15 protein-coding genes are annotated in these 22,072 nt (G+C 51.8%); 3 read left to right on the top strand and 12 right to left on the bottom strand.

Features of this window, described 5'->3' with window-relative positions; all coding sequences use genetic code 11:
- The first annotated feature begins 80 nt into the window (after window positions 1-80).
- The gene (locus tag ACQ4M4_RS18365; RefSeq protein ID WP_430685903.1) at window positions 81-236 is read left to right on the top strand and encodes a hypothetical protein; all 156 of its coding nucleotides are present in this window, start codon (window positions 81-83) and stop codon (window positions 234-236) included.
- A gap of 212 nt (window positions 237-448) precedes the next feature.
- On the opposite strand, the gene ACQ4M4_RS18360 is transcribed toward ACQ4M4_RS18365, so the two are convergent.
- The 9 genes from ACQ4M4_RS18360 to ACQ4M4_RS18320 form a co-directional block, all read right to left on the bottom strand.
- Window positions 449-667 (bottom strand): hypothetical protein, encoded by a 219-nt coding sequence (locus ACQ4M4_RS18360; protein ID WP_430685902.1) that lies wholly within the window; start codon window positions 665-667, stop codon window positions 449-451.
- Window positions 668-921: 254 nt separating this feature from the next.
- A complete protein-coding gene (locus tag ACQ4M4_RS18355; RefSeq protein WP_430685901.1) occupies window positions 922-2,151 on the bottom strand; it encodes a YihY/virulence factor BrkB family protein in 1,230 nt (409 codons plus the stop codon).
- Between the two features lie 320 nt (window positions 2,152-2,471).
- A complete protein-coding gene (locus tag ACQ4M4_RS18350; RefSeq protein WP_430685900.1) occupies window positions 2,472-3,182 on the bottom strand; it encodes a phosphatase PAP2 family protein in 711 nt (236 codons plus the stop codon).
- 1,283 nt (window positions 3,183-4,465) lie between these two features.
- On the bottom strand, window positions 4,466-5,305 hold the full coding sequence (locus tag ACQ4M4_RS18345) for an ABC transporter permease (protein WP_430685899.1): 840 nt from the start codon (window positions 5,303-5,305) through the stop codon (window positions 4,466-4,468).
- Window positions 5,262-6,065 (bottom strand): ABC transporter ATP-binding protein, encoded by an 804-nt coding sequence (locus ACQ4M4_RS18340; protein ID WP_430685898.1) that lies wholly within the window; start codon window positions 6,063-6,065, stop codon window positions 5,262-5,264. The genes ACQ4M4_RS18345 and ACQ4M4_RS18340 overlap by 44 nt, the downstream gene beginning before the upstream one ends.
- A 149-nt stretch (window positions 6,066-6,214) precedes the next feature.
- Window positions 6,215-6,661, bottom strand: a complete 447-nt coding sequence (locus ACQ4M4_RS18335; RefSeq protein WP_430685897.1) for a MarR family winged helix-turn-helix transcriptional regulator — start codon at window positions 6,659-6,661, stop codon at window positions 6,215-6,217.
- 149 nt (window positions 6,662-6,810) lie between these two features.
- On the bottom strand, window positions 6,811-7,704 hold the full coding sequence (locus tag ACQ4M4_RS18330; protein WP_430685896.1) for a GNAT family N-acetyltransferase: 894 nt from the start codon (window positions 7,702-7,704) through the stop codon (window positions 6,811-6,813).
- Window positions 7,664-8,254: a hypothetical protein gene (locus tag ACQ4M4_RS18325; protein ID WP_430685895.1), complete on the bottom strand. Its 591-nt coding sequence runs from the start codon at window positions 8,252-8,254 to the stop codon at window positions 7,664-7,666. Before ACQ4M4_RS18325 ends, ACQ4M4_RS18330 begins: the two co-directional genes overlap by 41 nt.
- Window positions 8,255-8,472: 218 nt before the next feature.
- Entirely contained in the window at window positions 8,473-10,761 is a 2,289-nt protein-coding gene (locus ACQ4M4_RS18320; protein ID WP_430685894.1) for a hypothetical protein, read from the bottom strand.
- A 335-nt stretch (window positions 10,762-11,096) separates the two neighbouring features.
- Here ACQ4M4_RS18320 and ACQ4M4_RS18315 point away from each other — a divergent pair, with 335 nt between their 5' ends.
- Window positions 11,097-11,306, top strand: coding sequence for a Nif11-like leader peptide family natural product precursor (locus ACQ4M4_RS18315; protein ID WP_430685893.1), 210 nt, complete (start codon window positions 11,097-11,099; stop codon window positions 11,304-11,306).
- 362 nt (window positions 11,307-11,668) lie between these two features.
- On the opposite strand, the gene ACQ4M4_RS18310 is transcribed toward ACQ4M4_RS18315, so the two are convergent.
- Entirely contained in the window at window positions 11,669-13,447 is a 1,779-nt protein-coding gene (locus ACQ4M4_RS18310; RefSeq protein ID WP_430685892.1) for a tetratricopeptide repeat protein, read from the bottom strand.
- A 531-nt stretch (window positions 13,448-13,978) separates the two neighbouring features.
- On the opposite strand from ACQ4M4_RS18310, the gene ACQ4M4_RS18305 reads away from it, so the two are divergent.
- Entirely contained in the window at window positions 13,979-15,304 is a 1,326-nt protein-coding gene (locus tag ACQ4M4_RS18305; RefSeq protein WP_430685891.1) for a pentapeptide repeat-containing protein, read from the top strand.
- A 62-nt stretch (window positions 15,305-15,366) separates the two neighbouring features.
- Here the strand turns inward: ACQ4M4_RS18305 and ACQ4M4_RS18300 are convergent, their stop codons facing one another.
- Together ACQ4M4_RS18300 and ACQ4M4_RS18295 are read right to left on the bottom strand one after the other, a co-directional pair.
- Window positions 15,367-15,870, bottom strand: a complete 504-nt coding sequence (locus tag ACQ4M4_RS18300) for a hypothetical protein (RefSeq protein ID WP_430685890.1) — start codon at window positions 15,868-15,870, stop codon at window positions 15,367-15,369.
- Between the two features lie 15 nt (window positions 15,871-15,885).
- On the bottom strand, window positions 15,886-22,068 hold the full coding sequence (locus ACQ4M4_RS18295) for a hypothetical protein (RefSeq protein WP_430685889.1): 6,183 nt from the start codon (window positions 22,066-22,068) through the stop codon (window positions 15,886-15,888).
- Window positions 22,069-22,072 lie beyond the last annotated feature (4 nt).

Genomic DNA, 22,072 nt, shown 5'->3' with positions numbered 1-22,072 from the left:
GGTGTTTTTTTGTGGGGGGGGGGGTGCTTCGCACCCCGCCCACAACATAAATGCGTAAGTTCTGGATAAGCTAAAGCACCATGAAACTGGTGTTAACCCTATTGGCCCAAGCGAGATCAGGAAGGGTAGCCCTTCAAGGCTGCTCTGGCCGTTTGGATGTTGGTATTGGGGTCGTCTATCCCCCTCCCTTTTTGTTTGAATTGACTGAGCTGTATCTGCTAGGGTCTCAAGGGTAAACATGCGAGGGGGCTTATCCATCGCAAATGATTTTGGGTTTAACGTGGACTCTGCTCGTGCTACCTAAACTCATTCGCTAACCACTCTGATTTTTTGGACGTTGAAGTATACTCCCCTTCTGCAAGAAGAGCTGCACGTCTAAGCTGTACAACGCTTCTTGTTCCAAAAAAATCGTGCAGGAGAGTTACTGGCTTGGCCGAGAGATGAGTTGCTATGGGTATCTCGATTTCAGTGTGTTTTGTCTCCAAGTGAGATAGTCTTCAACGGTGGAAAAGTGCTGAACAACTTCATCTAGCCCTTCTGGTCGGTTGGAAAGGTAGCCCATTAAATAGGCCGCATCGTCCATTTGGGGACGCACGCCATACATGCGATCGCGGCAACCTTGCTGATAGCGTTTTTCTCGACGTTGCTGAAACCACGTACACAACATAGTCCTAACTCCGTTACAACCAGGTTTTTTAAAAAGTAGATGGTTCAAAAATAGGTCTGTCAAAATATCACCCCGTCAGTTGGGTGAATCAATCCGTTGGTGGCAATCAGTTTGAAGGATGAGCGGTTGTTTCGATGATTGCGCGGTGGGCCTTGGCGCGTTTGATCTGGAAGGTTCGCTAACCAGATAGACCAATAACCATAACCCTGCACACCCACACAATTTGGCTATAGCGAGCCAAATTGTGTGGATGACTAGCGGATACGGCGGTTGCGATGATTTTTGCGGGAAGACTGGCGGATAGCATCTGCGATCGCTACAACAGATCCCAAAAGAACGGGTAGAAGTCCTGGGGCATGGGTTGCCGAGCGTTGAGGAGTGGTTGATTCGTTGATACCTTGATCGGCAACTGAGGAATTTGGAGTGGGCTGCTCGCTGGAAAGGGATGCATCGTTGGGCGATCGCTGACTTGAACTGGGAGCCCTCAACGAATTGAAATCTCGTGGAAGAGTAGTGCTACCAGAAGGGTTCGCCGTAGGGTCTTCTTCCGCTTCGGCAATGGCCTCGACAAACTTTTTGCTGGGCATGCCCTGCTGTACGCGATCTTCTTCGGATAGGGACACCGCAAATGAGGTGGGGCGAATTTGGGAGCCATAGCGACGAGCATAGACTTGAGTAAACTCAGCCCCAAACAGCAGAATCTGTGCTGAATAGAACACCCACACGAGCACAATAACCAAAGAACCTGCTGCCCCATAGGCCGAGCCAATGGCCGCACTGCCTAAATAAATGCCAATGAGCGTACGGCCAATGGTAAATAACAATGCGGTCACGGCTGCACCGGTCCATACATCGCCCCAGGTAATGTGCACATCGGGCAGCACTTTATAGATGAGGGCAAACAGGAAGGTAATCACTCCAAACGAAACCACAAAATTGACGAGTTCCCACAAGGGCGCAAAACCCGGCATCACGCCATTGAAGTAGGTGCCAATTCCTGCCAAAACAGCACTCAGCACGAGTGAAACCAGCAGCAAAAAGCCGATCACCACCACCATGCCAAATGATAAGAAACGGCTGCGAATAAAATTTGCAATTCCTTTTCCTGGCTTGGGGGCAACCTCCCAAATTGTGTTGAGCGCATCTTGCAATTGGCCAAATACGCCTGATGCCCCCAGCAAAAGTGTCACAATTCCCACAATGGTTGCTACAAAGCCACCTTCAGCGCGATTGGCATTGGCGATCATGGCTTCTATGGCTTCGGCTCCTTCGGGGCCAAGCAAGCCTTGGATTTGGCCAACAACCTGTCCACGAGCGGCCTCTTCGCCAAAAAAGAAGGCGGCGATCGAAATAGCAATCACTAATAACGGAGCTAAGGAAAATATTGTGAAGTAAGCCAACGCCGCTGCTAATCGAGGTACTTTGTCCTCTGTCCATTCAGTGTAGGTGGCCTTAAGCAGGGGAAGGATGGCGGAGGCTTTCATAATCTTTTCGGTTCAGCAGATTGGTGAAGCAGAACAAATCACTGGAGTGGATTTGAGGGAATTTCTCTCTCTGCCTTGAAGGCTATCAAGCTCTAGATCAGGTGTGCGTCTTCCGACGGAGAGAAATCATCATTCAATTCGGAATAGATTATTGAACAAGGTGATGAATTGTATGGGAACGCATATTGTTTGCGATCGCATGCGATTGCATCTTCCCGATAGATAGATTCGTAATCCCTATATTTGCGCTGCCTACCTGGAGTGCTTGCTACTAGTGTTTGCTACTAGTGCTTGCTACTGGTGATTGCGACGAAGGGTGACTATGCTTTGATGGCAAGATGAGATGACTGAGACGGCGGTGATGATGGCTGTAAATAGCGACCCGGTTGAATAAACCAACAAAGGCTAATGCTCCAGGCGATCGCTACCATCCAACCTGCGACAATATCGCTGGGATAATGCACTCCCAAGTACAGCCGGGTCCAGCCGACAACGATAACGTAGGCCGTGCTCAAAGTAATGGCTATCCAGCGCCAACGGCTGTGCCATAACAGCACAACCAGCGTTGCCGCAACAGCCATGCTTGTCATGGCATGTCCACTCGGAAATGAAAAATCTACTGGTAGAGGATAAGCCGAATCCCAAAGCTGAGGACGAGCCCGATGCCAGACTGCTTTTCCTGCTTGGTTAATCAAAGCATTGCCGCCAAGGGACAAGGTTAAATACAGCAGCGATCGCCACCGACGAGCAAATGCACAAAGCCCTGCCGCAATAACCACACCGGGCAGCACAAACCAAGCAGAACCCAAACGAGTAAGGGCGATCGCGGCGGTATCGAATTGCGGAGTAGATGTATGGTGAATGGCCAAGAGCAAAGGCTCATCCCAAGCTAAGCCACCTACCCGTTGCCACACCAGCAGCGCCACAACTGCAAAAAATTGAAGCGGTACCAACACACCCAATATTAATAAGATCAAACTTGGGCGATCCAACCCACGTTTCTGTGCGACTTTTTCAAATCTAGATGTCATATGTTCGGAAGCTCAGCACAACCTGGCTTAATGAAAATAAGGTTGGAGGGATTTTAGTCTAGCCAAAAATTGAACCAGGATTCATCTACCAATGGCCATATGTCAAAGGCTAGACGAGCTGAGCTGTTGCCCATAAGCGATGAACTGGGTGGTTTGGGGATCACACCGCTGGGGCTGCAGTTGTACCGATGACCATGCTGCAAAACCGCAAAACACACTCAAAACACCCTAAGGTGAGCCAACTTGACTCACCTTAGGAAACACCATTGAGACATGACAGCACAAACAAACGTGCTGATAAAATTAACAGCTAATGTGTCCACCCTCGTTGATGACATCGGCAAGCGACTTGCAGGATGATGAAGGCGAGCAGGATGACTGAGTTGATGCTTCAATGGATACTTCGTGAGATGGAGAAACGAATGACTTTGAGAACTGAGCGGGATGTGGCACTACATTGTCGAGTGAATGCAACACAGATTGAGATGCATTCTCTGGGTTGAATGGGTTTGGTTTAGCAGTTGTCATGATAAGTCTCAAGAAAAGGGTGATACAGAGGTGATCGACCAGTCATGTGCTTGCATGAGTGATTGGGACCGATTTGAGCTAACCGATGGGCGAATCTAAAAGCCTGGATCAACCTTGAGCTGACTGGGCGTCTAAATCTGCCACCTAAGACAAACTGAACTCACTAGATTAATGAATACCTGAGCCAAAATAGGCTTGAGCTAAAAACGAACTCAAATTCAGCAACGGCGTGCGACCTAAAATTTGAACCCAAAACCGAGCATCAACCCCATAGGTTGCATGTTCAAACTGCTCCTATCGTAATGAATTTTTGTAAGGAAATCGCGCGATCGCGTCGTTCAATGCAGCATACGACAGGTCTTGATCCAGCCGCATTCCGAAACATGATGAGCGAAATGTAAAACGGTAATACTGTAACCATATAAATCTACGGTAATCTGGTAGAAATTAAGTAGATTCATTTAACAGCACTATGCCATACTCACCGCGAAAGTTCAAGCTTGCCCGGTAAGCCTGTTGATGTTTTCGGTGTGGCGAGGGTGTGTGGATGAGTTTTGGAGCCGCTAACGTGCCCAGGTTACGCACACAACAATGGGCTGTTTCGAGGTCGCATACTGCGAAACCTGAAAACAGCCCGTAACCAAAGCTGACGTTATGTATGGGTGATGTTAGAGAGCCGGGGTGATAGTGTATGGCTTCGGCCTTATCCCCGTGCCACAAACCATCACCGCAGAGGTGCAACACAATTCAAAACGCTACCGAACTAGCCGTGGATATAATCGGCCACAAAACGCAATCAAACCCGCACTGACCCCTGTCAAAACGGCAAAATCCAGCCATAGGCTGTAGCTTTCGGGCTGTTGGCCAACCAGCATCATGGTTCGTAGAGAATCGACCAAATAGGTCAGCGGGTTAAGGCGCGACATGACTTGCAGCCAGGTTGGCATGATGGAAATGGGGTAGATGGCGTTGCTAGCAAAAAAGAGTGGCATCATCATCAACTGTCCCACTCCCATGACCCGCTCGTGGGTTTGTGCCCAGCAGGAAACAATGAGCGACAGTGTAGAAAACAGAGCCGCGCCTAGCATAACGGCGATCGCCACGCCTACGACTGCCAGCGGATTCCAGTCCAAGTTCACCTGCAAAAACAGCGCCACCACATATACAATCACCAACTGTGACAGGCAGCGCACCCCGGCACCGATCGCCTTACCTAATACGAGTGCCGACCGAGGCGCAGGGCTCACCATTAGCTTGTGCAAAATGCCCAGATCCTTTTCCCAGATGACCTGTAGCCCGGTGAAAATGGACATAAACAGGACGCTCTGGGCCAGAATTCCCGGCGTCATAAAGTCGATGTAGCTCAAACCTCCCGTTGGGATGCCACGCACCTGGGTAAACACTTGACCAAAAATGGTGAGCCACAGAACAGGCTGCACAGCCCGCGTAAACAGCTGTACGGGGTCGTGGCGCAGCTTGCGGATTTCCAGCTCTGCCGCCACCAGGGCTTTGGTGACAAATTCGCGAATTCCCAATCTGGTGCGATCGCGCTTATCCCAGCCGTTGAGCGGTGCGTCGTGTGGTTGAAGTGTCACTGTAGCCTCCCTCTTCGTTGGTGGTGAGATAGTCTCCGGTGTAGTGGATGAACACGTCGTCCATGGTGGCGTTGGGTTGGGGCACGGCGGCCTTGAGACTGTCGGGCGTGCCGATCGCCACTTGCTGCCCCTGGTATAGGATGGCGATGCGATCGCACAGAGCATCTGCTTCGTCCATAAAGTGCGTGGTGAGAAACACCGTGGTGTTGTGATCGCGCCGAAGCTGCAAAATCAGATCCCACATGGCTTTGCGCGCTACCGGATCGAGGCCAACCGTTGGTTCATCCAAAAACAACACCATCGGCTGATGGAGAGTCGCTTGGGCAATTTCCAACCGCCGAATCATGCCGCCAGAGTAGGTGTTGACGAGCCGATGGGCCACGCTATCCAGCCCAACGTAGTGCAATGCAGCGCGAATTCGTTCTGTGCGGTGCCGATGGGAAACCCCATACAGCTTGGCCAAAATCAGCAAATTTTCATACCCGGTCAAGGTGCCATCTACCGATAGCGCTTGGGGCACATAGCCAATGCGTCGCTGCACCGCCATGGGCTGGCGAGTAATATCGTATCCGGCGATCGCAGCCCGCCCCGCACTCGATGGCAGCAGCGTTGTCAGCATTTTGATGATGGTACTTTTGCCTGCACCATTCGGCCCCAAAAGGCCAAACACCTCCCCTGGCTCCACCGTTAGGTTAAATCCATCAACCGCTGCTTTTGGGCCAAATCGCTTTGTCAAATCTTGAATGGTCACAACTGCCATAGGCACACCCTTATTGAACAACTTTGAATCATCGTGACCCGCTTTCAATCACTGTGAATAGCCTCAGCTGCCACGTGGCAGGGTTTCGAGGGGAAAGATCGATGAACAGCCTCGACTGCAAGAGGGCCTGTCTTGGTCTAGCCGTTGGTTTAGGAGTCGGAAAATAGCTCTCCCAAAATGGATAATCCGACCATGACTTGGCTCAGTTGTTCTTCGTCCAGCCTGTTCAATCGTTGTTCAACGCTGAACAGGGTTGCTCCATACACCTGCTCTAGCGCGTCGCTGCCGATCGGAGTCAGTGACAAGGCTACGCGTCGCCGCTCGTGGGGATCGTCTATTCGCTGCACTAGGCCCCGCTGCACCAATCGATCAACCATGGCCGACATGGTGGGCCGGGTTACATCCAAATAGTCTGCGACTTCTGATAGAGATGAGTGGGGCTGTCGATTCAGAAAATACAGCACTCGCAGTTGCGATAGCGAGAAGTGTGGCTGGCCATGCTGCCGCAGCTCTGCCCGTAAGCTGCGGATGACTGCTGGAACATGGGTCATTAGGGCGGCGGCACACTGAGCGGTAGGTCGAGCTTGGGTGATCATGCGTGCAGTTGGCCTTGAGCAAAAAATAGTTAGCTAAGCTAACCATTAGCGTAGCGAATTTTTTGGCAACTTGCAGAGTAAGCGACAGGACCTTTAGCCGTGCGTGTGGCAGGGCTTGGCAATGGCCGTGGAATTGGGTTGCTTCGCTGTTAATGGAGCGATCGCCCCACTGGGTCATTCACCTTAATTTCGTACACCCTGTACATGTTTGGGGCTTGGAACGTGTAGTCCGTGGCTGATAACTGGTCGATTGCTGGCTGCGTTTGCGGAAAGAACCCTCCGGCATACGGAAACCCGAGCTGATGAGCCAATCGGCGAATATCTTGCAGGGCCATGCCCATTGCTTCGGGTGTGCCGCCCACCCAGCCCACCCAAAACGTGCCATCGGGCGTATCCATGCTGCTGCGGATGAACAAGCTGTGGAGTGTGCGCGATCGCACCTCGCCCCACACCCAGCCCTGCTGCAAGCGTTGAGCCAGCGCGGCTTGGGTGTGGCGTTGCCACTTGGCTCCTCGACACACAAACAGGCAAGATTCGGTTCTCGGCTGAAAACGATGCAGTGCGGCCCAAGCCATCTCTAGATCGTCCAACTGTAGCGGTTGTAAGACGGAAGGCGCTTGGGAAACGCAGTTTGCACGATACCAACCATAGTCGCCCAATCCGCCATAGCCCCGTCGTTGAATGAAGCCGTGCATGATGGCGTTGTGTTGATGAATGCAGGTGCGAACTGTGCTCAAGCCCAGCGTCGCCGCCTGTTGCATCGCTGCATCAATCAGGACGCTGCCCCATCCCTGTTGGCGATGTGTGCGATCAACCCGTAGCCCCTCGATCCACCCTTCGCTGTTGGAGAGCCGGGTTAATCGCACCATGCCAATGGGCTGGCTATCGACTTCTAGCAGCAGAATGCATCCGGATGGATCGGCAATCCACTCGTCCCACACATCCATGATGTAGTCGTCTTCGCCATCCCAGGTGTGTTGGCAAATGCGGGCGATCGCCGCTTTATCGGTATCGGTAGAGGCTGCGGGTCGAAGGAAGTACACGGTCGGTTGGGGGAGTTGTCTGGTCGGTGGTGGGAGTTGCCCGTTTGCTGGTAGTACCAGCGGGATATTCGATAATAACTGGCCCTTCGGGAATGAAGCGAGGCTGGTAGTCGGTCTTTTTCTTATGGCCGCGCAATTTGCCAATGGGGATGGGAGTTTTCAACCGTTCGAGTTCTTGCAGCTCCCAAAATACGGCCCAGGTTGGCGTATCATGCGCGGTAGAGGCCGGACGGTGAATGGCTTTGCCAGGATAGCGCCCCCGACGGGAGGCCACCACGCTCACATACAGCCCGCGCCACGTGACTTCGGGGTTGAGTGGCTGTTCTCCCTGGGCATCCGATGCGTAGATGAACACCTCGACAGCACGACCCGCGCGCAGCTTTTCCACTTCCCCAAACACCTCAAATGACATGCTGCCATAGGCGACTTTGGGCCGATGATCGGGCGGTAGGTCTTCAGCGTCGAGCTGAGCGGCGATCGCCTCTAATCCTGAAATGAGATGCTGCTCGGGCACCGGGGCAAGAATCGCGAAAGCGTTAGTTTTTTGCATGAATCGAACACGTTGAAAGAAAGGCAGTCTTTCTAGACTACTAGTGACGGTTCCCCTTTGAACCGACCGAAATTTAGTCTGATAGAGATAAAGTTAGGGCTGGTCTTCTTGGGGGCAATTTTCGGGGTTTACGCTGTTGCCATGCTGGGTTTTCATGCTGGGGAAGGCACAGCTGCCTCATCTACCCAGGTTTGGAGTGGGGATGGCGTGAGCCAGGGCTAACGTGACGGAGTGAACCCAGCTTGGGGCGGGTCGATAACGCCAATGAGGTTGACCTGGTGAATGTAACTTTGGCCTTCTTCACTCAAAAACAGAGCTGCAAACTTGGGGCCAATGGGTGGCAGCCGATTGTCGCGTCGGTACACAACGGCGATGGGGTACGCCAAGGGATACGTGCGCGATCGCAACGCTTCACTATCAATTTGGTAAGTGCCTTTCCGCCGACACAAATCCACATCGGGCTGAATGGGCTGTCCATTGGCTTGGCGAATGGCCTGTTGGGCAGCTTGTCCCGGTGCCTGAATCGCCAGGGGATAGACCGAACATTGGCCTTCGATGGAGCTAAGCGACGTAATACCGATGCTGCCGATTCGGTTCTCTTCAAAATCGCGAATAATGGTGCGCAGCATGGGGATCGTTTCCAATGCGACTGGGCTGGCACCTGCGGGCAACTCGTCTTGCAGCACGAAGTGCCGAAGCGCCGTTTGTACCGAAGGGCTGCGGTTGACATAGCGTTGCAGCGGTAAGCGAATGGAAGGCTGCACATCGTTCCAGAGGGCAACGGGGTTTTGGTACAGCTCTTGGACGGCGGCCAGGGTAATGCTGCCGCGCAGGCTGTCGGGCAATCCCTGGGATCGCCCCTGGTAGTTAAAGGCCACCACCACCGCCAACCCATCATAGGCAATGGTTTCCGATGCCATGTCAATGGGGAGGTCATTCAGCACGGGCAAAACGGCAAAGTCGGCCTGCCGCGTGCGCAATTTTTCCAGGGCTTCATCGACCGAGGCCGAGGGTTGGTAGCGGAGTTGGGCTTTGGGCTGATCGATTGCCAACTGTTGGGCAACAGTTTGTCCGGGATTTTCTTGCGGCTGAAGCCTTAACAGATCCTCCCAAACATCACCTGCGATCGCGGTGTAGGTAAAGCTGCCTTCAGGGACAGCACCCACCTCTTCAAAACAGCAGGGCGGAGGGGTGCGTTGTGCTTCCAACGGTTTGGGACGTAGTAACGTCCACAAAAACCATCCTCCTAGTGCGATTGCTGCTATCCACAAAATCAGAGAAATGGCCTGCCGCCAGTGCGATCGCCGCCGGACAACCGTGATGCTGGCGGGGGCAATCTCGTTGGTGATGGGTTCGGGAGGAAGCTGTAACAGCGCCTGGTGAGCCGCTGCCGCATGCTCAAACGGCGCCTCAACCCCCAACAGTCGCAAAATAAAAAACTTGAGTGGTGGATACACCGTCGGCCAATGGGCATCCACTTTGGGATTGAGCCGTTGACCGCTGGCATCTGTGAGCTGACCCACCAGCAGATAAAACGCAACGGCTCCTAGCCCTGCCAAGTCTTCCTGCACATCGTGGTTGAGCACCTCCAGCACGATTGGGTTAAAGCATTCTTCCCAAATGGCAAAGTCTGTAAGGTAGATAAACCACTGGCTGCCCTGGGGCACCCACAGCAAACTCGACAGCCGTACCTTGCCATGCACCACTCCGGTTTGAACCCGTCCTGGCGACAGCATATATTTTTGCTGATGCAGACCGACTAGGGTTTGTAAGACCTGCCGCAATACCTGATACACTTCGTTGCCGGTAAAGGCTGAACGGTTGGACAGCACGTGGCTCAGGGAGAGCGACTGTTCTTCCGCTGGCAAAATCAGGTAGGCGCGCCCTTCGTTGGGGGGCGATATCGCCTCAATCGGGGTCATCACCCGCAAATCTTGCGATCGGCCATCCGCTAGATCAAGCCCCACAAGATTCCGAAATAGTTGTTGGCGTTGGACTTGTTCGCGCTCATTGAAATAGCGCTTGGGCAGCACATATTCCCGCAGGGTCATGGAGGCTTCGCTGCCAATTTGGGTGACGCTGTATAGCCGCGCAATGCCACGTTGCCCCAAACAATGCTCAATGCGGTAGCTGCCCTGGTTGCCCACAATGACCGTTTGAGCCGCTAATGGAGTGGGAAAACCGCAGTGCGGGCAGGCGATCGCGGCTGGATCGTTTTGCACCGCTCGCAAGGCATGGGCACAGTTGAGCGGGGTGCCAATCTTGCAAGGATACTGTTGGTAATAGGAAAGTAGAGGCTCTAACCCTGGCAGGGCAATGATGGGGGAAAGTGGCTGAGCCTCGGGTGGCACAGAAGAGGAGCGATCGCTCCCATCGGCGGCTTCATCGGCCACCTCGGTTGGTGCAAGTTTGTCCAGAGTGGTTTTCAGCCATTTCCACTGAGCGACGACCACCCGGTAACGCGATACCTTTTTGGCGATCGGATGCTGAAGAATCCGACTTTGCATGGATTGGGCTGATTTCTTAATATCCACTATCAAAAACCCAGCAATGAAGAGAAAGCGATAGCCATTCTAACCATAAAATATTTCATGAAAATTCTTTATTTCGCTGTTCTAAAGATGTTTGATGTCCGTAGTTATGAACTTTCTGGCATGAAGTGAAGTTATGGAAAACACACAAATTCTACTTGATTAATCGGCTTGTAATACCGAGGTCAATGATGGAATAAGAGGGATTTATTAATTTTTTGTTCACTTTGAAAGACTAATTTTTTGAATTAGTTATGATGCTAGCGTTGCTTCGATTCATCTTGAGTATTCACAACAAAGAGGATTGCAAAATGGCGTTAGATCAAGTGGTTCGTCTGTTTCGCGAGGTACAAGTTAATCCATCCTTGAAAGAACTCTTAAATACATCGCCAACTCCCGAAGATTTTGTGGAAATGGCTCAACGCCATGGCTATCAATTCACCCTTGAAGAATGGCAGACCTCGACTCGCTTTTCAGTCGAAGAATTGAAGTGCAAACTATCTGAAATTCCAGGAATTTAACGGTCGAGATTTCATCAATTGCGGATGTGGGTTGATGGGTGTCTAGAAAGGTAGGCATGAGGGCTTTGCCTTACGCTGGGATTCTGGCACAAACCCATCATCAACACACCTAGACGAAGGTCGAACTCGCAGTTGCAAAACCTGTGGTCAACGTTAGCTGCGGTGAAGGGTTTTTCTGAGGGTTGCAAAGCGCGCAACCTCAAGAAAACCCTTTTTGCGTATCTGTTGCGATGCAAAAAAAGGGTTCTGGTGTATCCAGAACTGACGTGGTGGGTATTGCTGTGGCGATGACGCGTGGTGCGCGGTTCACCACAAAATAACCAGATTTCAAAGACGACCAGATCGGGTGGCGGTCGAGTCTGCTACGGTTGCTTTTGAGTTTGCGATCGCTGCAAAAGTTGTTGTGCGGCTTCCAGGTTTTGCTGCGCCAACGGTTGGGCTGGGTTGATGGCGATCGCCGCCTGTAATGATGCGATCGCCTCTGGGTATCGGCTCAGCCGAATGAGAACCAGGCCCTGAGCTGTTAGGGCTTCGGAGTTTTGGGGGTTGAGTTCAACGACCCGGTTGTACGCGGCCAGTGCCTCTCCCAACCGATTAAGAGCGGAAAGCGCCGTGGCGCGGTTGTACCAGCTTTGGGCTGAGTTGGCGTTGATGGCGATCGCCTGATCCGCTGCTGCGACCGCCTCCTGATACCGCTGAAGATGCCACAAGACTACGCTGCGGTTTGCCCACAGCGCCTCATCATATGGCGCTATCTCTAACCCCTGGTCGTAAGCCTCCAACGCTTCGGTATAGCGCTGCATCGATCGAAAAATTACTCCCCGGTTTAGCCACGCCAACACATCATTGGGATTGAGTTCCAGCGCCCGACGATTGGCCGATAATGCCTCACTGTAGCGTTCCAAATACCAGAGGATGCCAGCCCGATGGTTGTGGGCCTCGGCATAGTCGGGCACAATGCCTACGGCTCGGTTGACCGAGGCCAAGGCATCCTCGTATTTGCCTTGCCCAGTGAGGGCAACGCTGCGCTGATCCAGGGCTTCGGCCAAGCCCAATTCGCCCCAGCGGCCATCGCCTTGCAAGGCCAGGTTACAAGCTTCTAACGCGGGCTCGTATTGGTTGAGCCGATTGAGTGCCGCACAGCGTCCCAAATGCGCCAAAGAATAGGTGGCATCTAGCTCGGTTGCCCGGGTAAACGAGGTGAGCGCTTCTTCGTAGCGACTCAATTGTTGCAAAACACGACCCTGCTCGGCCCAGGTGATGGCGCTGTTGGGGTTGATGCGAATGGCCTGATCGTACGCGGCGATCGCCCTCTGGTAGTTTCGCAGTTGCTCATAGGCTCGGCCCTGCTCGGCCCAGGCCATGGCTTCGGATTCGGTGCCCCACCGTCCGTTGCCGGCTAGTGCTGCTTCGCAGCTCGCTAGGGCGGTTTGTGCTTGCCCCAAATCTATCAAGGTTCGGCATTGGTAGGCCAAGGCTAGAGAATCTGTGGGTTCAATCAACAAGGTGCGCTCAAAGGCGATCGCGGCTTGTTCCAACTGTCCGGCTTGGCTTAAAATCACACCTCGATTCAGCCAAGCCAGTGCGGGAGACATGCCTCCCCAGTTGCCATTGGTGCGTAGTGCTTCGTTGCAGGCATCTAACGCTGCTTCGTTGTTGTCAAGGGCAGCATAGCCAATGCAGCGATAGGTAATTGCTAAGGAGTGTTCTTCGTCGAAGCGAATGGCACGGTCTGCCGAGGCGATCGCATCGGGATAGTTTTGCAAATACAGCAGAATGTTGCTGCGCATGGCCCACAGGTTTGCATCTTCTGGTTCAAGGGCGATTGCTTGTTCGCAGGCTTCCAATGCTTTGTCAAACACGCCAGCATTTGTTTGTAGACGGCACAAACTGGTCCAATAATCTACGTCTTCTAATGCCTCAAACGCTTCGGATTTGGGCTGAGGTATGGGGATAGGTGTGGCGATCGCAGGCTGACTCATGCTGAGCGGCCCTGCCAAGCCCAGAGTGAAGAGAATTCCGACAGCCCAAAACCGCTGTAATGATTGTGCCAGAATTCTTACAGCCGTTGTTTTTGGATTGCGGCATGTAAGAAAAAGAATTCCAGGAGGGATGTTATGTGGATGGTTGAGATGATTCATTGCATCTGTCAAAGGAAAACGAGAAGCATGACGATTGTTGCCAACGATTAAGATACTCACTAACCTTTTCTAAAAAACGTTGGATTGAATCATTAGGAATGTCGATCGACATGGTAGCGAATATCGATGACATGAGGTTTTGCAGAACTTGATGGTGATGAAGTCATGTCAGGAATCTCCATGGCTATGTCAAGATGATGATGTCAACTCATTGGCTTTGTTATGGAATCATTTGTCTATCTATTGAGATACAGCCTGCGATGGGTCGGGGGATGAATTTAGAGCCATCGGCTGGCCCATGTTTAATTCCTGTTTAATTCCGTTGGTGAGATCACTTTTGGAATGAACGAAGGCTATACAACTAGCGACTAAAAGATAATTCCGAAAATGATGAAATCGTGGTGTGATATCTAGATAATCTCAAAAATAATCTTAAAACATCCGATATGAGCAGGGCACCCAGCGATCATTGAACCATGCTAAGAGCATGGCTGACAGTCACCAAAGGTCGAACGTTTAAGGGAGTTTGTGATGAAGCAATGGATGATGATCGCGCTGTTTTTACCTGTGCTGGTGAGTCCGGTTGCCCAGGCCGCTAGCTCCCGAGATTTAGTCCGCCTGCTCGAAACTCGACGGTGCGATCGCTGTAATTTAGAAAATGCCAATTTGCAGCAAGCTTTTCTGCGGCAGGCCAATCTCAATGCTGCCAACTTACGCGGGGCCAACCTGAATGGAGCCGATCTGCGCGATGCATATTTGCTTGGGGCTGACTTGCGCGGAGCCGACCTGCGAAATGCCAATTTGGATGGGGCCAATTTGGTCGGGGCTCGGCTCGACAATGCCCGCCTTAACCAGGCTATGTTGAGCGATCGCACTCAAATTGACGATCGTTGGCGATTGGTGCGCGATTTGGTTACCGAAGGATTGGGCGATCGCGATCTGCGAGAAGCCAACCTGCAAGGGGCCAATCTGAATGGAGCCGACCTGCGCGGCGCCGACCTAACCGAAGCCAACCTGCAAGGCGCAACTCTGGAGGCGGCGTTTTTATCAGACAGTGTGATGAACCAAGCCAACTTGACCGAGGCCGACTTGTTTTTGGCAGATGTGCGGCGATCGCAGCTCAATCAGGCAAACCTGACCGAGGCCAGCCTACAAGCCGCCGACTTGCGCCAAAGCCAACTCACCGAGGCAAATTTGACCGAAGCCGATCTGGCATTGGCCTATTTTGACCAAGCCAACCTGCGCCAAACCAACCTATCCGAGGCCGATCTGTCCGGAGCCTACCTCACCCAGGCTGACCTACGCCAAAGCAACCTGGAACGCACCAACCTGTTTGTGGCCAACCTACGCGAAGCCCAGCTTGAGGGCGTGAACTTGCGTCGTGCTCGACTCGAAGGCACAGACCTGACGGAAGCCACCCTCAGCCTTTCCAACTTGCGCGGGGGCGACTTGGCCGGTGTGCGCTTGCGCGGCTCTAACCTTGCAGGAACCAACCTGCGCCGCACCGATTTGCGTGGGGCCGACCTGAGTGGCACCGATCTCAGCGAAACAGACCTGTCGGATACCAACCTGGAAGGGGCCAATTTGCAAGGAGCCAACTTGGCCAATGCCAACCTGGAAGGGGCCAATTTGCAAGGAGCCAACTTGGAAGGAGCCACCTTACAAGGAGCCAACTTGCAACAAGCCGACTTTCGCGATGCCAACTTGTTAAATGCGAACTTAGGGTTGACTCAGCTTCAAAACACAGACTTTTCGCGGGCCAATTTGTATCGAGTCAATTTGGAAGGAATCGAGATCTTAAACACTGAGTTCTGCGAAGCCATCATGCCCGATGGCAGAGTTCATGCCTGTCGATAATGCGACGGAGTTAGATGTTTCCCATTCAAGTTGGAGAAGAACCGCTCCGATCTTCATAATGGCTAACCCCATCGTGAGTTTGCTGTACGGTTTGAGCCAGAGCTAGGAGTACTCGTGTTTCCTGCTGGAGTTGTTTCGCTAATTTCCTCGAGTGTGAGATTGACGATACTACGCACAGGAGTTCCATCGGGCAAAAACAGCGTGAGTTTATAGCTCAGGGTTTGCACAAAACAGCGGAGATATTCTTGGCTGCCCCATGTAAACAAATAGATGGGCGGGCGCTCTTTGTTTTGCATAAACTCGACCGCTTTGCGGAGCTTGCTAATGTACTCGTTGTAAACGTTTTTTCCAGTTTCGTAGGTGTCAAATGTTAGATTGCTGAGGGTAAGGCGGTACGGTTCGGGAGAGCCAAAGCTAATTTTGGGCAAGCCTTCGCTGGTGCGGGCTCCGGTCGAGCGGTTGAGATTAAGACTGCGGCTAAATTCCAGCTCTACCGGGTTGAACATAAATTCGATAGTATCGCCGCCACCCTGGGCAATGAGTTTGGCTTTTACGGGGTTTGTCATGTGTTCCCTCCTGGGTTAGCGAAAACGTTTTGGATAAACACGTCCATGCCGCTCGTTCTCGACTGCGAGCCGTTGCCGCAGCAAATGGTAAATTTCCTGGGCGAGCCGCTCTAGACTTTCTAGCTTGGCGGGGAGAGTTGGCTCACTGGTGATGGTGGTAAAGGGCTCATCTTGAAAGGCTTGTATGTGTTGAACTGCCATGGGTTTGGCTGTTTGTGGAGATATCAACTTGGCTTGTAAAGGGGGGCGATCGCGATGAATGGGGCGATCGCGCCGAACAGATAAGCGAGGGCGCGTGGAAGTTGATGTTGGACTAAAGGCAGACACGGTTGAGTTTGGGCGAGCAGCGCTGGAAGAAACGACCTTGGGCACAGGCTGAACGGTCTTGGCTTGTACCTGGGGAGTTGGGTTGGCTGGGGATGGGTTGGCTAACGACGTGATGGGTGTAGAGCTGAGGGGCACTGGGCTGGAAGATCTAGGAGTCTGAGTGCTAGAGGCTGTTAACAGATCTGCCAGACTGGTCCATTGGTCGGGGATCTGGGGAGCGAGTTCTGGGCTGGGGAGAGGGGGTTGCTCTAGCGAAAATGACTCCGGTGACTGGGAATCAGTAGATGATGTGCTTGCAGTGGCCTGGGGTTCTGTAACAGAAGCGGCGATCGCCTTTGCTTGAATCATCGGTGGGCTATGTGTGCCATCTGTGAGATTTGTTGCAGGTGTTTCGCTGTCTTCCTTGTGGAACAAGGGTTTAGATGCCAACGACTGAAGGATACCGATTGGTTGAACTGTCCTTTGCAGCACGGGTTCCGGCTGTGAACTCTCGGACGTATGGGTATTAACTTGGGTGGGGAAAGGACTCGCAAGGTTGGAACTGTCCACTGTTTTGCGGTCAGCCGTTGCGTTATCAGCGGTCGCGCTGTCAGCCGTTGCGTTATCAGTCGGATTGGACGCCAGCGAGGCCGGATTGACCCGCGTGGGCGATCGCTCTGGTGGCTGAGTGGTGTCTACAGCTTTTTGCAGGGAAGGCGTCGGTTCTTGATTTATCGGTGCTGGTGGCTGTTGTGGAAGGGATGATTGCGTGGATGGCAGTTGGAGAGGTAACTGGATATTTTCGTGAGCTGCTTTCGCGTGGGCCAAATCGCTGGTGGGTTTGGCGATCGCTGGCGAGTTGGTATGGGTGCTTGAAAAGTTCTGCTCTGTGCGTTGAACGGTCGATGCTGGTTCATCGTCATTCGTGACTGATGGGAAATTTTGCTCTGTGCGTTGAACGGTCGATGCTGGTTCATCGTCATTCGTGACTAACGGAATGGGTAAGGGCGATCGCTCGGTGGAAATTTCCACCTGCTCGAAACCTGCCTCTGTTCTGCGAATTGGAGGTGTGTCGGTTGTGGATACAGGTGCGTTTACCGCGAATGGACTGGGTGCCTGGAGGGAGAAATTTTCAGGGCGATCGCTTGGTTGTCCAAATGGTTGCTGCGAAGGAGTGTCGGAGGCTTCTAGGCCAAAAGTAGGCGATCGTTCCAGCGATGCTTGGGGTTGCGTAGGCTGTGGTTGTCTTTGCACATAGGGTTGCGCATGGGGTTCCCCAGAACCGATGTGAGGTCCTATAAAGATGTGCCCAGGTTGCGGTTCTTCTGTAGGTAGGAAGCGGGGTCGCTCGTGTTCCTGTTGTTGCTGAACACGGGGAGAACTGACGCGCTCTGGTGTGGATATGAGACCAGATAAATCCGAGGTTATGTCAGCGCCGGCTTCTCCAAGGTGATCAACGAGTGGTTGCCTCTGCACAGGTGGTGGCTCAGTGCCAGGGTGATGCTCTGTTGCATAGGGAACTTCGATGGGTGAGTTCACCTCTGAGATAGCTTGGCCATGGAGCGCTACTGAGTGTGGAACTTCCCCATCGTTGTTCGAGTAAACTTCTCCAGCGTCTGTATGAATTTGAGCCTGTGTTACTTCCGAATTTGAGCCAACTTCCTCAATATTCCCAGAGGTTGGCTGCCTTTGCACATGTGGCAGATCAAAGGAAGTTTGGCCTTGGTCAAATCGAGGTTCAGGTACGGTGGCTGATGAATTGGTGAATGATGTTACTTCCCCATCGGTCTGAAAATCGGATGATGGAGTTTGTGGAGATTGGGATTGCTGGTCTTTGGTTGCAGGATTGAAATGCGGTTGGAAATTGACCGACTGCTTAGAGATCTCATCGGTAGACGATGGCTGTCTTTGTACTGTGGAGCCGGATTCAGGGGTGGGCGATCGCTCCGATGTTGTCTCCAATTGGAGAGGTTGTGGCTTCGTAGGCTGATCAAGTGGCGCAGCATCAGGAGTCGGTTCTGGATGGAGACTTGTTGGCTCTGTGAGCGTTTCTTGGGATGGCAGGTTTGTGGAATCAGCTGGGACTGGAAAAGCTGTGTGATTGGAATCGCTTGCCTCAGAGTGAGATGTGTCCTCTGGAATATCGCTAAATGCTTGCAGGGACTGACCAAATCCATCGCTGATCGAGTTGGTCGCTTCGGTAGGAAATTCAGATCTCCGCTCCGAAAATCGTTGAATAAGATTTGACCGTGGCTCTACAGTGTCAGGTGATGTTGTGTCTGTTAAATTTACTGTGGGCTGTTGGCTTTCCTGCTCAAAGGGAAAGTCGGCTGATGGGTTCGCTTGGTTCGCAACAAAATTTGTCGGCTCAGGAACCGTAGAGAGCGGGTCGGATGAAGGAAGTACAGATGAGTTTGGATGCTCCAATGATTCTGAATGCCGAGCCTGGAGGGTTGGCAGGCTGTCACTAGAGGAAATTTCTTGAACGGCTGGGCTGGGTTCATGTTCAGGTAAAGGTGCCGAGTTGAGCAACTCTTCTGAAGATATAGGCGATCGCGATTCATTAACAGAAAGACTGGTTGCCTGCGGTTGAGGAACTTCAATCGCAGATGCAGCCTCGGAACGTTGCAGGGTATGGCTATTAAGATGAGATGAGGATGCGTTCGTGAATACCTGACTGGATATACTAGCCGCGTCGGCTACATGGTGTGGAGGAAGGATACTTAATTTAGATGTAAATTCTTCGGATAGAGATGAAGAGGGCTCTGGATTGACAGAAGGAATATGACTTTGGGCAGAGGTTTGAGATGCTTCGGATGATGAATCTGCGCTATTGATGTCTGGTGCAGCAACATTTGGCGATCGCTGGATTAACTCTACCTCTGCGGGCATCTGCTCGGCAGATATATCGGCATGACGAGGCATTGAAGGAGAGGGGCGATCGCTACTGTCCCCACTTGAAATACTTGGAACAGGAAATACTTCTGGGGTTGCTGGGATTGCTTCTGGCTGTCGTTGAATCTTGCTCTGCTGAGAATTCTCGGGGAAGTTTTTGTCCTGAGAATTCTCATTGTTTTCTATAAAAGGAGTAACTTGTTGTGATGAGAATGGCAGTGAGGCACTGTCTATTTTTGCAGAAAGTTGGATTGGTAATACAGGGCTGGGAGAAACTTCTGCCTGAGATGTGGAGTCCTCTGATGCACTGATGGACGGATGGTGAGTTTCAAAACTGGACTCTGGTAATGCTGGTGGTATTTCCCCAATCTCTGAGCTGGGTGAAGGCGGCTCTGGGATGGGCGATCGCGCAATTTGCTCCGACTGAAATGCAGTAATGTCTGGAGCTGAAAGAGCAGAACTTTTATGTGGAGCTGATTCGTTTGACCCTAGATTTGATGGGAGTGAATTGTTTCCTAAATGGTTGGTTGCATCAGAAACAGGTGGTTTTGATGAATTTGCTGAGACAGGATTTGTATTAAAAGCAGGCGGTGCTGGTGCTGGATTGGCGGAATCTTGTATCGTGATGGGCAATGGAGAGGCTAACGGTTTAGGTAAATCGAAAGCCTTGTCTGATAACGGTAAATAACTTGCAGTCGAGTTCGATCGCACCTTGTTTTCGACTTTCCGTTGCAGCGTTGCTTCTGGGGTGAGAGATGTTGGTAAAGAAGCGGATAAATCTGCGGGAGAAGGGTTAATATCCTGTGTGCTAGAGGATGTTTCTAAGGTGGGGGTAGTAAGCTGAGTTGCCGTAGCATGAACGGTTTCAGGGTGTTTGCTGATTGCATGAGCGCGATCGCTGGCAGATGGAACGGGCAAGCTTGAAGTAGCTAAGTCGGGCGATAGTTGGTTTGGTGTTGATTCTGGTATTGATGATTCTTGTACTAATACTTCTGGCACCTTCGAAATTTGTTCTGGTGCAGATGAAATCGACCCATGAGTGATGGAATTAGGCTGAGAAGTTGTGTTTTCCTGTTCTGCTGGGATGGTATCGTGCGATCGCACGTCTAGCGGCGGCCTTGGGGTCGTTGAGGGAAGAAGTGTTTCGCCTGACTTCTGTATTCTAGAAACTTGATCCGGTGTGGGAGAGAAAGCTGTTTTAGAGACAAGGTTTTTGGGATCTTCTAAGTCAACAAGTTTTGGTGTGGCGAGTGGTGAAACAGTTGAAGAAAGTCCTAGTGAAGGAGATTCTGGTTTAGGGGATTCTGGTTTAGGGGATTCTGCGGAATGAGTAAATGATTGAGCGGATGAGGATGAACTTGGAGATGGCTCTGTTGACGGAGCGATAACATCTTCAGGTATTTCCTCTGCGACAAGAGTATGATCTTCTTGAGGAATGGAAGAGATATCAGAAAATGCTTCCACTGAGGCTGAATCGTGCAACGTGGAGCCTGGATCAGTCTGTCTAGAAATTGTTTCGGCGGTTGCGAAACTGCTTTGAAGAGGGACTTCTTGTAACGGGTGCGAGTGACTTCCCTGAGTCGAGGAAGCAGTAAGATTGGTAGTTTGGGATGAGGAGGCTGAAGCGATCGGGTTTGATGTTAGTGGAGACTCGTCAGAGCTGTTGGAGGCTGTGATGGATGATGATTGAACTGGATCTGTCGGTAGTTCTCGATTAGTTCCATTCTTTGCGGAAGAGCTGGCTTCTGCAAAAGATGTTGCACTAGAGGATAAACCAACGGTTGGCGAAGATCGTTGGTCAATCGATGCTTTGACAATTTGCTCTGGCGCAGAATGAATCGATGTCTGTGCAATCGTTTCGAGATTTGTAGCTGCGATCGCAGAAGTATGATCTAATGTGATATCCGAAATGATGGAACTTGTAGGCTCGGAGGGAATATCAGTTGATGTGGTACTTCGCTGAATTGGAGGAGAAACTTCCTTCAAAAGTGAATCGGTCGATTGATCCGCAGATTCATTGACCAATGGACTTCTATTTTCGGAAGTAATAGACCTAGCAGATGTGCTGTTGGTGCTATTTTCGGAAGTAATCGGTTCGGCAGATGTGCTGTTGGTACTTTGCTGCCCATCTCTCGATTGAGACGTTGTATCTGACAGATGGGGAAAAGATACCTGTTCGATCGCTTCATCTTCCTTCTGGGAGAGAAAATTTTCTGGTGTTGCTAAAGATGGTGGAGCCGGAACTGGAGTTACAAATGGAATACTGCTATCTAAGTTAGGAGGAAGGGACGTGTGAGCTTGAGGCGCATCTACAGATTGAGCGATCGCTTCTAAGTTCGCTGATGATATTGCAGGATTGGGGCTCTGGAATGCAAAATTGCTTGGCGTCGATGGCTGAGAGGTCAACGGTGCAGGGTCAGCCGTGGAAGATTCAGCAGGCAAATGGGTCGATGATTGAAGCGTGCCTGCATGAAAAGATGTGAGTTCGGTTCTGCGTTGAATGGGGGGGGTAGAGTCTACAGATGACGAATTTGCAGGAGACGAAAGTTCATGTCCTGTTGGAGGTGAAGAGGCTGGAAGATTTGTTGCCGTATTGGGTGATGATTCTGTTGTGTGAGAAGGGGTGGGCGATTGACTCGAAAGGTTTGTCTTCTGAACTTCTGCGATCGCCCCAGAAGTGTCATCTTGAATATGACCGACAGTTCCCTTCGCGGCTTGTTGAATATCAACTTCACTATCAACGGAGCGCTGTACAGTTGCTTCTGCTGATGCATTAGCCGATGGACGAGAAGCTTCTGAGTTGGAGGGCTCATCTGCGGCTGAATCATGATCGAAATCGGGAATTCCGTAAGGAAAAAACGTTGACAGGTCAAGTACGGTGAGCGATCGCGCACCCAGCAGTTGCCGTTGAGGCGTGCCTCCAAGAAAGGAATTACTTCCCAAAGGATGGTGATGACCCAGAGGTGGATTGGCAGTATCTGCAAATTGGTCAGCCATCAGC

The organism is Leptolyngbya sp. AN02str (assembly GCF_050565595.1).
Lineage (GTDB): Bacteria > Cyanobacteriota > Cyanobacteriia > Elainellales > Elainellaceae > Kaiparowitsia.
Note: the sequence above shows the minus strand (reverse complement) of the source record. Positions and strands in the feature narration are given on the sequence as shown.